This is a genomic window from Agromyces sp. Marseille-P2726 (genome assembly GCF_902809835.1).
Lineage (GTDB): Bacteria > Actinomycetota > Actinomycetes > Actinomycetales > Microbacteriaceae > Agromyces.
In genome coordinates, this window is sequence record NZ_CADDWM010000002.1 from 35,523 (window position 1) to 48,900 (window position 13,378).

Sequence of the window (13,378 nt, forward strand, 5' to 3'; positions counted from 1 at the left end):
GGCGGCCTACGTCAAGGTCGCGGATGCCGCGGCCTCGACTCGATCGCGCCCCAGCGCGTACGTCACCGCATCGTCGACGTGCAGGTGCCGCCCTCGCTCCCGTGCCGACTCGAACGCGTCGGCACCGGGCCCGGCGAGCACGCCGTCGACGAACTGCTGGTGGAACGAGAAGGACGGGGCGTTGTAGAGGCCGGTGCGCTCACGCACCACCTGCGCAGCCCCGAGCAGCGTGCCGGCCCGAGCCGGATCACCGCTCGCCGCCGCGACCGCGGTGAGTCCCTCGAGCGCATACGCGACCCCTTCGTCGTGGTGCAGGGCCGCCGAGAGGATGAGGCACTCGTCGAAGCACGTGCGGGCGGTCTCGAGGTCCCCGAGCAGGAGCTTCGCCCAACCGCGGTGGTGGAGGGAGATGGACACGCCGAGGTCGTCACGCTGCCGCCGCGCCAGCTCGAGGCTCTCCTCGAACCGTGCGAGCGCGGTCGGCACGTCCTGCGTCAGCACCTCCACGCGACCGATGGTCACGAGGGCCATCGCCTGTCCCCAGGCGTCATCCGCTTCCCGGAACAGGGCGAGGCTCGTGCCGAGGGCCTCGCCGGCACGGGCGATGTCGGGCACCCGCGATGCGAGCAGGGCGAGCCCGAGTGAGATCAGCGCGAGCGCCTCCCCCGAACGCACGCCCTCACGGTGGAACAGCGCGGCGCTCTCCTGGAGCCCGGGCACCACGCCATCATCGGGGTTCTGCCAGAACCCGATCGCGCGGGTGAAGTACAGCGCGGTGGCCCTGGTCACGTCATCGAGCTCGTCGCCCGAATCGAGCGGCTCGCGCATCCACGCCCGGACCTCACCGAGGTGCCCGTCGACCCACCAGAAGACGTAGAGCGTCCAGGCGAAGTGGGCGGCTTCCGCCCACTGCCGTGTGTCGAGCAGGTGCCTGGCGGCCGCTCGCAGGTTGTCGCCCTCTTCGGCGAGCCGGTTGATCCACTCGAGCTGCTTCGGGCCCTCGAGCTGCCGCTCGGCGTCCTCACCGAGCCGCATGAAGTACTGCGCATGCCGGTCGCGGAGCGCCCGAGCGTCGGGCCCGGCGTCGAGCTGGGCGAGTGCGTACTCCCGAACAGTCGACAGCATCGAGAACACCGCTCGGTCGCCGCGGTCCTGCTGGCGCACGAGGCTCCCGTCGACGAGCGCGGCGAGATCGTCGAGAGTGTCGCCATCGGGGATGCCGTCGGCGATCCACTCGGCCGCGTCGAGGGTGCAGCTTCCGGCGAACAGTCCGAGCCGGGCGAGCAGCTGCTGCTGCGAGGGCGTGAGCAGCTGGGTGCTCCATTCGATCGTGGAGCGGATCGTGCGCTGCCGCTCGGGAAGGTCCCGGGCCCCGCCACCGAGCACGAGCAGGCGCTGGTCGAGCCGCTGGAGCAGCTCGGCCGGAGTGAGCACCCGAGCCCGCGCGGCGGCCAGCTCGAGCGCGAGCGGCACGCCGTCGACGGCGATCGCGATGCGCTCGACATCCTCGACGTTCTCGTCGGTGAGCTCGAAGTCGGGCTTCGCCGCACGGACGCGCTCGACGAAGAGATTCACCGCGGGCGAGGCGAGCGCCCGCCCGACGCTCGCGCCGTGGCGCATGTCGGGGAGCGGGAGCGGGCCGAGTTCGACCCCGTGCTCCCCCGTCATGCGCAGCAGGACGCGGCTCGTGGCGAGCACGGTCAGGTGCGGGGCATCCGTGAGCAGCGACTTGATCTCGGGGGCGGCGTCGACGACCTGCTCGACGTTGTCGAGGAGCAGCAGCATGCGTCGGTCGCGCAACGCCATGCGCAGTTTCGCGTCGAGGTCGCCGTCGCCGACGTCGTTGATGCCGAGCGCGTTCGCGATCGCCGCCGGCACGAGCTCGGAGTCGGTCACGGGAGCGAGGTCGACGAAGGCGATCCCACCGGGGAATCGGTCGTGCATGCGGTTCGCGGCATCGATCGACAGTCGGCTCTTCCCGATTCCGCCGGGGCCCGTGATGGTGACGAGACGCACGTCATCGTCGGAGAGCAGGTCGACGACCGCCTCCAGTTCGCGCTCGCGACCGATCAGGGAGGTCAACGCCGCCGGCAGCACCACTGCTCCGTCCATCGACGCGCCGGTGTCGTCGACGAACGATGACGCCTGCGCGAACCGTTCGGCGAGCAGTGTCGCCAGATCGCCGCGCACCAGCTCGCCGAGCTGGTCGGCATCGGCGAAGTAGACGTACGACGCGTGGTCGTCGGCCCGTACGCGCTCGAGCAATTCGGTCAGACGCGGCTCCCGGTCGCCGTTCTCCCTGACGTAGACGAGCTTCGGCATGTCGGACCGCGCCAGGCGGTACTCGTCCTCGAGGCCCGAGATGTCCTCGCCCGGCGCAATCCAGCCGTACTGCTGCGCGTAGAGGCCCACGAAGATGTCGCTCTGCGCGAGGTACGCGCGGTAGAGGTCGCGTGGCGGATGCGGCCGCGCTCCGAGCTCGAACATCACGGGGGCGAGGTTCAACTGCTCGATCGCGCTTCGGACGGCGCGTCGCTCGGCGGCGAGTTCGCGGAGCGTCGAGCTCACGAAGACGCGCAGGCGCTGGTCGGGCGTGCGGATGACCCCGTCGACCGGACTCATGGTGAAAGTCTGTTCCTCGCGGCATCCGCCTGTAAACCCCGACCGGGACGCCGGTGGTGCGCCCTCGCGGCCCGGCGGTACACTCGCGGCGTGCGGCCGGGGCCGCCGCCGCACTCGCGACGCTCCGAGGGGGAACCATGGAGGCTCACGCGCCGGCGCCACCCTCCACCGCCATCCTGGTCGTCTCCGCCGACGAGCGGGGTCGGCAAGCGCTCCTCGAGCCCCTCGGCCGGCGGTACGCACAGGACTACCGCATCGTGGATGCCGCGAGCCCAGCCGAGGGGGTCGCGGCGATCGGGGAACTGCATGCCGCCGGCGACGACCTCGCGCTCATCCTCGCCGACGACGCCTCACCGGTCGGAGACCACGACAACGTCTTCGCGGCGGCCAGGCGGAGCTTCCCCGACGTCCGGCGCGGCCTCGTCATCGAATGGGGATCGTGGGCCGATCGCCGGACCGCCGACGACGTGCTGCGGCTCATGTCGCACGTGCAGATCGACTACTACGTGGTGCGGCCGGTGCACTCGCCCGACGAGTCGTTCCACCGCGCGGTCACCGACTTCCTCCGCGAGTGGGAGGCGTCGGTCGGCAAGCGGCACCGCGCGTTCACCGTGATCGGCGACGACGCCCAGCCCCGCACCCACGCCCTGCGGAGCCGTCTCGCGCGCGCCGGCGTGCCGTCGGACCACCTCGATCCGGCGTCGCCCGACGCGCTCGCGCTGCTGGCCGAGGCCGGCGTCGACTACGCGGGCGTTCCCCTCGTGCGCACCGCGGCCGGCAGCATCCTCGTCGATCCCGACGACGCCGAGCTCGCGCGCGCCTACGGCCTCACGACCTCGCTGCCCGATCGCACGGTCGACGTCGCGGTCGTCGGCGCCGGACCGGCCGGACTCGCCGCGGCGGTGTACGCGGCATCCGAGGGCCTCGACACGCTCGTGCTCGAGGCCGAATCGATCGGCGGGCAGGCCGGATCGAGCTCACTGATCCGCAACTACCTCGGCTTCTCGCGGGGCGTCTCGGGTGCCGAGCTCGCCCAGCGGGCGTATCAGCAGGCGTGGGTGTTCGGCGCGCAGTTCGGGCACACCCGCCGGGTCTCGGCGATGCGCGTGTCCGAGGGCGGCGGCTTCGAGCTCGAGGTGGCTCCCGACGAGGTCGTCCGTGCGCGCACCGTGGTGCTCGCGAGCGGCGTCAGCTATCGCCGGCTCGCCGCGCCGGGGTTGCAGCCGTTCGTGGGCGCCTCGGTGTTCTACGGCGCGACCTCGGTCGAGGCGCGAGGGCAGGCGGGGCGCGACGTGCTCGTCGTCGGCGGCGGCAACTCGGCCGGGCAGGCGGCCCTGCACCTGGCCAGGTACGCACGCTCGGTGACGCTCGTCGTGCGCGGCGAGTCGCCGGCCGCGAGCATGTCGAAGTACCTCATCGACCAGCTGGATGCCGCGGGCGTCGGGCTCATCACGGGAACCAGGGTGGTCGACGCGGGCGCCGCCGAAGCCGACCGCCTCGACCACGTGGTGCTCGAGCTGACGGAGACGGGTGAACGACGCGAGATGGGCGCAGACGCCGTGTTCATCACGATCGGCGCGCGTCCGCACACCGAGTGGCTGGCCCCCGAGGTGTTGCGCGACCGATGGGGGTCGGTGATCACGGGGCCCGAGGTGCTCGCCGAGGGCGGGCGGCGGGCGTGGCTGGGCGCCGAGGGAACCGAGCCCGCCCCGCTCGAGACCTCCGTGCCCGGCTTCTTCGCCGTCGGCGACGTGCGCCGCGGATCGGTGAAGCGCGTGGCGTCGGCCGTCGGCGAGGGGTCGGTGGTCATCTCGTCGGTGCATCGCCATCTCGGCGAGCACGCGGGCGGCTGAGGCATCCGACCGGCACAGCGTCCCTCGCTACGCTGGCCAGATGTCCTTCGATCCCCGCAGCTTCCCGGTCGACTCACGAACCTCCGCCGACCTCGCGGCGCAGGGACTCGAGTACCGACTGGTGGACGCCTCCGACGACGCGGCCATCGACGGATGGATCGAGGCCGACTTCCGCGGCTTCCACCACGCGCGGCCCACCGCCGTCGAACGCGACCACGACCGCCGGGTGCTCGGGGACCGCCGGGTGCAGGGCGTCTACGACCCGGGTCTGGCCGAACCGAACGTTCCGGTCGCGACGGTCTCGTCGTGGCCGACCGGACTCAGCGTCCCCGGGGCCGGAAGCGTCGACGCCTGGGCGGTGAGCTCGGTCACGGTCTCGCCGACGCATCGGCGTCGGGGCATCGCCCGCGCGCTCATGCTCGGCGAACTCGCCAACGCGCGCCACGCCGGTGCCGCCGTGGCGATGCTCACCGTCACCGAGGCGACGATCTACGGTCGATACGGCTATGCGCCCGCGGCGCAGGCGGCGACCCTGCACGTCGATCGCCGCCGGGTGCGCTGGATCGGCCCGGACACCCCGGGCCGCGTGCAGTTCGTCGACGCGGCGGCCCTGCGCAAGGCCGCACCCGCGATCGCCCGACGGGCGGTCGCGCGCACTCCCGGTGAGGTCGATCGATGGCCCGGACTCCTCGACCGCATGCTCGGCCTCTTCGACCCCGAGAGCGAGCGGTCGCGGGCGATCCGCGTCGTGCGCTACGACGACGAGCACGGCCGACCGCAGGGGTTCGCCACCTACCGCATCCGGCGGGAGCCGAACGAGCCCGGCATCCTCGAGTTCGACTCGCTCGCCGCGGCCACCGACGACGCCGAGCGCGCCCTCTGGCGCTTCCTCGTCGAACAGGACTTCGTCACGGGCGTGCGCGGACTGCTCCGCTCGGTCGACGAGCCGCTGCACTGGCTCATCGACGACCCCCGTGCCATCACCCTCTCGAACGTCGTCGACCACCTGTGGCTTCGTGTGCTCGACCCGGTCGCCGCGCTGTCGGCACGCATCTACGGCGCGGCCGGCACCCTCCGCCTCGAGGTGCACGATGACCTCGGGCACGCCGAGTGCACTGTCGACCTGGTCGTCGACGATCGCGGCCGTCCCGAGGTGACGCTCGTCGACGGCGCACGCGCCGGGGCATCCGCTCGCTCGACGCCGCGGCTGCGACTCGGCGTGCAGGAGCTGGCGGCGATCTACCTCGGTGGTGTCCGGCCGTCGGTGCTCGGTCGCGCCGGGCGGATCCGCGAGCTCCGGCCGAGATCGCTCGATCTCGCGGATCGGATGTTCCACGCGCAGCGCACGCCGCAGCTCAGCATCTGGTTCTGATCCCGTTCGCTCCCGGCTCGGAGGGGTTCGCCACGCTCCAGTCCGGGGGAGGATCGAGAGAGCGCTCTATCGTTGCCGCGCCTGTTCGCGGCGATGTCCTGCCCAGGAGCGACCGGGTGGTTACGCAAGTGTTATGAACCATTTGTTTGCGCAGACCACATTTGGGTTCATCATGGGCTGTGCCGGAGTCATTGCCGACGACGGCGACCGTGAGGGGTCGACCTCACCAACAGAATGGGGAGCACGATGAAGCGATCTTCATTGGTGTCTGCCGCGGCGTTCGCCGGAATCTCCGCGCTACTGCTGGCAGGCTGTTCGAGCGGCGGTGGCGGCGGCGGCGATGCGACCGGCGAGGCCGACGCGGCCGCGGCCCGTGCGTGTGTCATCCTTCCCGACGCGGCGTCCTCGCCGCGCTGGGAGAACAACGACCGTCCGTACCTGCAGGACGGGCTCGAGGCGGCCGGGTTCGAAACCGACATCCAGAACGCCCAGGGCGACACGAACAAGTACGCGACCATCGCCGACCAGCAGCTGAGCAAGGGCTGCGGCGTGATGCTGCTCGTCGACTACAACGGCGCAGGCGCCGCGGTGGCCGAGAAGGCCAAGGCCGAGGGCATTCCCGTCATCGCCTACGACCGTCCGATCGAGGGCGCCGACTACTACGTGTCGTTCGACAACCTCGAGGTCGGGCGGCTCGAGGGCCAGTCGATCGTCGAGGGCCTCGAGGCAGCCGGAAAGGACCCCGCGACCGCGGTCGTCGTGTACATGGGCGGTGACCCGGCCGACGGCAACGCGAAGATGTTCCACGACGGCGCCGTCGAGGTCATGGAGGCAGCGGGCATCAAGCCGGCCGCCGAGCCCCCGGGTGTGTGGGACGGCGAGAAGTCGGCCACGAACTTCGAGCAGGCGCTCACGTCGCTCGGCGGACAGGTCGACGCGGTCTGGGTCGCGAACGACACGAACGCGGCCGGCGTCATCACGATCCTCGACAAGAACGGCCTGGTCGTTCCGGTCTCGGGTCAGGATGCCTCGATCGCGGGCCTGCAGAACGTGCTGCTCGGCAAGCAGACCGCCACCGTGTACAAGCCCATCAAGCTGGAGGCGGACGCCGCAGTCGAGCTCGCGATCGCGCTGCTCGAGGGCGAGACGCCCGAGGCCGATCAGGAGCTCGAGGACGGCACGCCGTACATCGCCGTGACGCCCCAGCTCGTCGGGCCCGAAGAGGTCGTCGAGGTCGTCGACGCCGGCGACGCCGACCCCGCCGAGCTGTGCCAGGGCGAGGTCCAGGCCAAGTGCGCCGAGTTCGGCATCCAATAGTCGAACCATCCACGGGGCCCCGGGCCCGGCGGCGTGTCCGTCGGGATCCGGGGCCTCGGTCCCCTGCTCCCGTGCGCGGCTGCCGAGTGCCACACTGAGAGCCAGACAGCGTCGTCGAAAGGAACCGGCATGGACACGGTCATGGATACGACCATCGATACAGGAACCCGAGCCCGGCCGATCATCGAACTCGAGGGAGTCGTCAAGAGCTTCGGCCCGGTCAGCGTGCTGAAAGGCGTCGCCCTCGAAGCTTATCCGGGTCGGGTCACTGCCCTCGTCGGCGACAACGGCGCCGGCAAGTCGACCCTCATCAAGGGGCTCGCAGGCGTCCAGCCGTATGACGGCGGCGTCGTGCGCTTCGACGGCGAACCGGTCACCCTGCACACTCCCCGTGACGCCTCGCGGCTCGGCATCGAGGTGGTGTACCAGGACCTCGCCCTCTGCGACAACCTCGACATCGTGCAGAACATGTTCCTCGGCCGCGAGGAGACGGGGTTCGGCACCTTCGACGAGGGACGCATGGAGCGCGAGGCATCCGACACCCTCCGATCCCTGTCGGTGCGCACGGTGAAGTCGGTACGCCAGAAGGTGGCGAGCCTCTCGGGCGGACAGCGGCAGACGGTCGCGATCGCGCGCGCGGTGCTCAAGAAGGCGCGGGTCGTCATCCTCGACGAGCCGACCGCCGCCCTCGGCGTGGCGCAGACCGAACAGGTCCTGCACCTCGTGACCCGCCTCGCCGAGCAGGGCGTCGCGGTCATCCTGATCAGCCACAACCTGGTCGACGTGTTCGAGGTGGCCGACCACATCAACGTGCTCTACCTGGGCCAGATGGTCGCCTCCCTCGACGCGAAGCAGACCACGCGCGACGACGTGGTCGGCTACATCACCGGCGCCAAGACCCAGCAGGGGATGAACGCATGAACGTGAACCCGACACCTCCCGGCACGATCGCGCCCGACACCTCGGCCACCGACGTCGCACCCGACCTCATCGGCAGCGGCCAGGAGGGCACCGTCGGCGACCAGATGCGTGCCTACTTCCAGCGGCTGCGCAGCGGCGACATGGGGGCGCTCCCCGCGGTCGGCGGGTTCGTCGTGCTGACGATCCTGTTCAGCTTCCTCAGCCCGTTCTTCCTCACCGAGCGCAACTTCGCCAACCTCCTCACCCAGGCGGCCACGCTCGTCATGCTCGGCATGGCGCTCGTGTTCGTGCTGCTGCTCGGCGAGATCGACCTGTCGGCGGGCGTCACGAGCGGCATGACGATGGCGCTGTTCATCGTGCTCGTGAACGTGCACGCCGTGCCGTGGCCGCTCGCCCTCGCGATCGCCTTCGCCGCCGGCATCCTCACCGGAACGTTCATCGGGTTCTTCGTCGCAAGGGTCGGCATCCCGTCGTTCGTGGTCACCCTGGGCCTGTTCCTGGGGTACCAGGGCGTCACGCTCATGATCATCGGCGCCGGCGGCCTCTACCGGGTGCAGATCCCCGAGATCACCGCCATCCAGAACCAGAACCTGCCGGTCTGGGCGGGCTGGGCGATGCTCGCGGTGGTCATCGCGGTCTCGGCCGCGACCTCGTTCTGGGATCGCGCGCGCCGAAGCCGTGCGGGCGTGCCCAACCGGACGATCGCCCTCGTGTGGATCAAGCTCGCGGTCATCGCCGTCATCGGTGGCGCCGCCGTCGCCATCCTCAGCCGCAACCGCGGCCAATCGGTCGGCGTCGTCGAGGGCGTGCCGATCGTGGTGCCGATCGTGCTGCTCATCCTCTGGATCGGCACGTTCGTGCTCGACCGCACCAAGTTCGGGCGGTACCTCTACGCCATCGGCGGCAACGCCGAGGCCGCGCGCCGGTCGGGCGTCAAGGTCATGCTCATCCGCTGGAGCGCCTTCATCGTCTGTTCGACACTCGCCGTGGTCTCGGGACTCTTCTCGATCAGCAAGGTCGGCTCCGTCGATGCGGCGGCCGGTCGCGAGATCGTGCTGTCGGGCGTGGCCGCCGCCGTGGTCGGCGGCGTGAGCCTCTTCGGCGGTCGCGGCCGCCTGCTGCACGCGGCCATCGGTGCCCTGGTGATCGCGGTGATCACGAACGGACTCGGCCTGCTGAACCTGCCCGCGGGCGTCAACCTCGTGGTCACGGGCGGCGTGCTCATCCTCGCCGCGACCGTCGACGCGGTCTCGCGGGTGCGCGCCGGCGGCTCCATCATGCGGACCTGAAGCCCGATGCGATGACGGACGTCGCGGTCGCGCCTCGCGGCATCCGTCGATCCCCTCGGCGGCTCCGACACCGCGGCGTTCTTCGGCAGCAGTGGCGAGTCGCGCGATTACATCGCGTCCTGCCTCGGGAACACGACCTTCTCGATGATGATGATGAGCGACGCCGCCACGGGGATCGCGACGAGCGCCCCGAGCACGCCGCCCAGCGTCCCGCCGGCGACCGCGGCGATGACGACCAGGGCGCCCGGCACCGCCACCGCACGGTTCATGATCCGCGGGCTCAGCACGTAGGCCTCGACCTGCATGTAGATCAGGTAGTAGATGGCCGCCGCGAGGCCCGTCGCCGGCGACGCCGCAAGCGAGACGAGCGAGATGATGACCGCGCCTGTCAGGGTTCCGACGAGCGGCACGAGCGAGAACAGGAACGCGATGAATGCGAGCAGGATCGGGGCCGGCGCGCCGATGATCGAGAGGTAGATGAGGCTCAGCACTCCGTTGATGGCGCCGAGGCTGACCTGGCCGATGACGTAGCGGCCGACCGACCCGGTGATCTCTTCGGACACCGCTCGGTACGAGGAGCGCGAGGTGGCGGGCACGAACCGGGCCGCGTAGCGCTTCATCGAGTCGAGCGAGGCCAGGAAGTACAGCGTGAGGATCAGCACGATGACGGCACCGGTGAGGCCACCGGCGATGCCGGCACCGACGGCGAGGATGCCGCCGCCGAGGGCGCCCAGGTTCGCCGGGTCGGCGAGCCACTCCCCCGCGGAGTCGATCGCGTCCTGGATGGTCGTTCCCGAGCCGCTCAGCGCGTTGAGCCAGGCGACGAAGTCGCTGTTCCGCACGTTCTCGACGATCGAGTCCCAGTCCTCGACGATGATCGTGGTCTGCTCGATGACGATGGGGACGATCGTGGCGATGAGGCCGACGAAGATGCCGATCACCACGATGAAGACGACGAGGATCGCGACCCAGCGATGCATCCCCCGGCTCTGCAGCCAGCTCACCACGGGGTCGAGGCCGAGCGCGAGGAACAGCGCGAGCGCCACGTAGAGGATGACCGTGCCCAGCTGCCCGACGATCCCACCGAGCAGCACGGCCAGCAGCACCCCGAGCGCTCCGACGAATCCGATCCGGAACGCCCGGATGCGCAGCTCGGGTGCTTCGTTGTGCGCGCTTGCGGTGACCTCGGCCGCAGGCGGCGGCGCCTCGAGCTCCAGTGGTCGCTTGCGTCTCCACATGGTTGCGACGCTACGCGCTCGAGCCATCGCCGCCGCGCGCCGCGCCGAAACCTCCTCGAGCGCGGTCGAGTCGGCGTCAGAAGGGGATGACACCGACGGCGGTTCCGACGACGAGGCTGACCGCGACGAGGGCACCTCCGGCGAGCGCACTCGCCACCGTCGCCGAGCCCGCGCGCGAGCCGACGCGACGCGACGCAGCCGCACGCGGTGCACGACGACGCGTGACCTCGTGCTTGCCGCGGCCGGTCATGATCATGCTGCGGATGATGTCGCGAAGCGTCGCCGCCACGTCGTGCGCCGTGGGCCGCTCGGCCGGGTCGCTCGCCGTCATGGCCTCGAGCAGGATCTTCCACTCGTCGGACAGCTCTTCGGGGATGCTCGGCGGGCGATGCAGGCGGGCGAGGGCGGCCTCGATGGCGCTGCCCGCGTACTCGCGCTCTCCGCGCAGCGCCTCGAGCAGCACGAGACCGAGCGAGTAGATGTCGCTCGGCGTGCCGACCTCCTCGCCGCGGGCCTGCTCGGGCGAGATGTAGGCCGCGGTGCCCATGATGACGCCGTTGCTCGTCAGCCGGGAGCCGTCGATGAACTGGGCGACCCCGAAGTCGGCCAGCTTCGCCATGAGCGTGTACCCGAGCGTCGGGACCTCGGCGATGAGGATGTTCTCGGGCTTGACGTCGCGGTGCACGATGGACCGCCCGTGCACGTAGCTCAGCGCATCGGCCATCTGGGCGCCGAGGTCGGCCACCTGCCGCGGCTTCAGCGGGCCTCGCGCGATCCGGTGGGCGAGCGAGCGGCCCTCGACGTACTCCATCACCACATAGCGGCGGGGGTTGCCCTCGTGCAGCAGCGTGCCGGCGTCGTGGAGCCCGACGAGCCCGGGGTGGTTGAGCTGGCTGAGCATCCGGATCTCGCGTTCACGGCGCTGCAGGTCGGCGACGGTGTCGTCGTCGGTGCGGAACACCTTCACCGCGACGTCGCGTCCGAGTTCGGTGTCGCGCGCGCGGTAGACGTCGGCCATCCCCCCGGAGCCGATATGCTCGCGGAAGTCGTAACGTTGTCGGCGGTCGGACACGGGTATGGCCGAGGCCGTCTCCGCCGGGCTGTGGTCGATCATGGTCATCTCCTGATGTGCCGCACGTCTCGGGTTGTGGCGTACTCCGCATCGACTGACTCATGCGTGTTGCCAGCGTAACGAGGCCCTCCGCCGCCGAACGGGGGGTTGTGCTCAGCCCGCCGATCACCTAGGCACGCTCTGGCAGGGCCGCCGGACCGATGACCTCGCCCTCCAGCGTGCGCGTCCACCGCGCCCCGCGGGTCTCGCGGAACTGCGCGCGAGTGGTGAACCGGTAGTGGTACGCCCGCGCCCGAACCCACCGGGGCGGCACCCCGTCGAACGGATCCCGCGCGAGCAGCGCCAGGGTCGCGGCATCCGCCTCGAGCAACCGCAGCAGGAACACCTCGAACCACGGCTCCCACATGCGCCCGAGCGGCAGGAACCACATCAGCCAGTCGAGCCGCAGGTGGTACGGCGCCCACTGGCGCGGCACCGCCCGCACATCGCCGGGCTTGCCCTTGAACTCGTACTCGCGCCAGTCCGCGTCGGCGTCGGGCCGCTCGGCGAGCGTGCCCTCGATGACGATCTCGATGCGCCGCTTCGTGACGGTGCCGAACGCCCCGTATGCGTTGACGAGCATCCACCGGTTGAAGCTCGCGTTCATGAGCTGACGCCGAGAGAGCAGGTTCTTGATCGGCCACCAGCTGAGCACGAGCAGCAGGGCGGATGCCGCGAGCACGACGATCGCCCACCAGAGCGGCGTCGTGGCGGCATCCGTGCCCAGGTCGGAGGGAATCGCCGGGATCGCCCAGTGCCACGCCGAGTCCGAGATGGCGGATGTCGCGAGCACCACCGTGATCCAGTTGAGCCACGCGAAGTTGCCGGTGACGATGAGCCACAGCTGGGTGAGGATCACGATGACGGCGGCCGCCGAGCCGACCGGGCCCGGCACGAACAGGAAGAACGGCACGACGAGCTGGGCGAAGTGGTTGCCGAGCACCTCACCGCGGTGGAACCACTTCGGCAGCAGGTGCGCCTGCCGGCTCATCGGGTTCGGCATGGGCTGCGTCTCGTGGTGGTACATGAGCGCCGTGAGGTCGCGCCACTCGCGGCCGCCGCGGATCTTGATCATGCCGGCGCCGAACTCGAGGCGGAACACGAGCCACCAGATGGCGACGAGGATCGTGATGGGCGGCGGCTGGTCGTTCGACCCGAGGAACGCCACCGTGAAGAGCGCCTCGCACAGCAGCATCTCCCAGCCGAACCCGTAGAACGTCTGCCCGACGTTCACGATCGAGAGGTAGCCGATCCAGAGCGCGAGGAACACCAGCATCGGCACCCACGGCGGCCCCAGCTGGGGCAGGCCGATCACGACGGATGCCGCGAGCACGAGCCCGGCGATCGCGAGCGCGACGAGGCGCCGATCGGTGTACCCCCACCGGAACACGCTCGGACCGCGCAACCGGGACGCCCGGCGGAGCAGCTCGGGCACCGGCAGGAGCCCGCGCTCGCCGAGGAGCGGACGGAACTGGTTCAGCGTCGACAGGAACGCGACGAACGCGAGCGCGCCCACCCCGCGTTGCAGTATCTGGCGGGCGATCTCGTAGTCGTGCGCGTCGAACCAGCCGACCCAGTCCACGTCTTCACGCTACGCCCGCGTCCATCCGGTGGTCGAGCACCCGGCGGCCCGTCCGGTGGTCGAGCACCCGCTG

General features: G+C 70.7%; 9 protein-coding genes. 5 read left to right on the forward strand and 4 right to left on the reverse strand.

What is annotated here, in order from left to right; all coding sequences use genetic code 11:
* Nucleotides 1-6: 6 nt before the first annotated feature.
* A complete protein-coding gene (locus HUS56_RS00740; protein WP_173921503.1) occupies nucleotides 7-2,622 on the reverse strand; it encodes a DUF4062 domain-containing protein in 2,616 nt (871 codons plus the stop codon).
* Between the two features lie 137 nt (nucleotides 2,623-2,759).
* On the opposite strand from HUS56_RS00740, the gene HUS56_RS00745 reads away from it, so the two are divergent.
* From HUS56_RS00745 to HUS56_RS00765, 5 genes are all read left to right on the forward strand, one after another.
* Nucleotides 2,760-4,475, forward strand: coding sequence for an FAD-dependent oxidoreductase (locus tag HUS56_RS00745; RefSeq protein ID WP_173921504.1), 1,716 nt, complete (start codon nucleotides 2,760-2,762; stop codon nucleotides 4,473-4,475).
* A 40-nt stretch (nucleotides 4,476-4,515) separates the two neighbouring features.
* Nucleotides 4,516-5,847: a GNAT family N-acetyltransferase gene (locus HUS56_RS00750; protein WP_173921505.1), complete on the forward strand. Its 1,332-nt coding sequence runs from the start codon at nucleotides 4,516-4,518 to the stop codon at nucleotides 5,845-5,847.
* A gap of 246 nt (nucleotides 5,848-6,093) precedes the next feature.
* Complete coding sequence (locus HUS56_RS00755) at nucleotides 6,094-7,164, forward strand: sugar ABC transporter substrate-binding protein (protein WP_173921506.1); 1,071 nt, start codon at nucleotides 6,094-6,096, stop codon at nucleotides 7,162-7,164.
* Nucleotides 7,165-7,293: 129 nt separating this feature from the next.
* Nucleotides 7,294-8,085: an ATP-binding cassette domain-containing protein gene (locus HUS56_RS00760; RefSeq protein ID WP_254431223.1), complete on the forward strand. Its 792-nt coding sequence runs from the start codon at nucleotides 7,294-7,296 to the stop codon at nucleotides 8,083-8,085.
* Nucleotides 8,082-9,374 carry a sugar ABC transporter permease gene (locus HUS56_RS00765; protein ID WP_173921507.1) on the forward strand — a complete coding sequence of 431 codons (1,293 nt, stop codon included), beginning with the start codon at nucleotides 8,082-8,084 and terminating at the stop codon, nucleotides 9,372-9,374. The genes HUS56_RS00760 and HUS56_RS00765 overlap by 4 nt, the downstream gene beginning before the upstream one ends.
* 107 nt (nucleotides 9,375-9,481) lie before the next feature.
* Here the strand turns inward: HUS56_RS00765 and HUS56_RS00770 are convergent, their stop codons facing one another.
* From HUS56_RS00770 to HUS56_RS00780, 3 genes are all read right to left on the reverse strand, one after another.
* Entirely contained in the window at nucleotides 9,482-10,612 is a 1,131-nt protein-coding gene (locus tag HUS56_RS00770; RefSeq protein ID WP_173921508.1) for an AI-2E family transporter, read from the reverse strand.
* 76 nt (nucleotides 10,613-10,688) lie between these two features.
* Nucleotides 10,689-11,726, reverse strand: coding sequence for a serine/threonine-protein kinase (locus tag HUS56_RS00775; RefSeq protein WP_173921509.1), 1,038 nt, complete (start codon nucleotides 11,724-11,726; stop codon nucleotides 10,689-10,691).
* Between the two features lie 127 nt (nucleotides 11,727-11,853).
* The gene (locus HUS56_RS00780) at nucleotides 11,854-13,305 is read right to left on the reverse strand and encodes a lipase maturation factor family protein (protein ID WP_173921510.1); all 1,452 of its coding nucleotides are present in this window, start codon (nucleotides 13,303-13,305) and stop codon (nucleotides 11,854-11,856) included.
* Between the last annotated feature and the right edge of the window lie 73 nt (nucleotides 13,306-13,378).

Bases quoted from the DNA above. Each gene is read 5' to 3' on its own strand.
- HUS56_RS00740 (WP_173921503.1), bottom strand. From the start codon at position 2,622: ATGAGTCCGGTCGACGGGGTCATCCGCACGCCCGACCAGCGCCTGCGC.
- HUS56_RS00745 (WP_173921504.1), top strand. From the start codon at position 2,760: ATGGAGGCTCACGCGCCGGCGCCACCCTCCACCGCCATCCTGGTCGTC.
- HUS56_RS00750 (WP_173921505.1), top strand. From the start codon at position 4,516: ATGTCCTTCGATCCCCGCAGCTTCCCGGTCGACTCACGAACCTCCGCC.
- HUS56_RS00755 (WP_173921506.1), top strand. From the start codon at position 6,094: ATGAAGCGATCTTCATTGGTGTCTGCCGCGGCGTTCGCCGGAATCTCC.
- HUS56_RS00760 (WP_254431223.1), top strand. From the start codon at position 7,294: ATGGACACGGTCATGGATACGACCATCGATACAGGAACCCGAGCCCGG.
- HUS56_RS00765 (WP_173921507.1), top strand. From the start codon at position 8,082: ATGAACGTGAACCCGACACCTCCCGGCACGATCGCGCCCGACACCTCG.
- HUS56_RS00770 (WP_173921508.1), bottom strand. From the start codon at position 10,612: ATGTGGAGACGCAAGCGACCACTGGAGCTCGAGGCGCCGCCGCCTGCG.
- HUS56_RS00775 (WP_173921509.1), bottom strand. From the start codon at position 11,726: ATGATCGACCACAGCCCGGCGGAGACGGCCTCGGCCATACCCGTGTCC.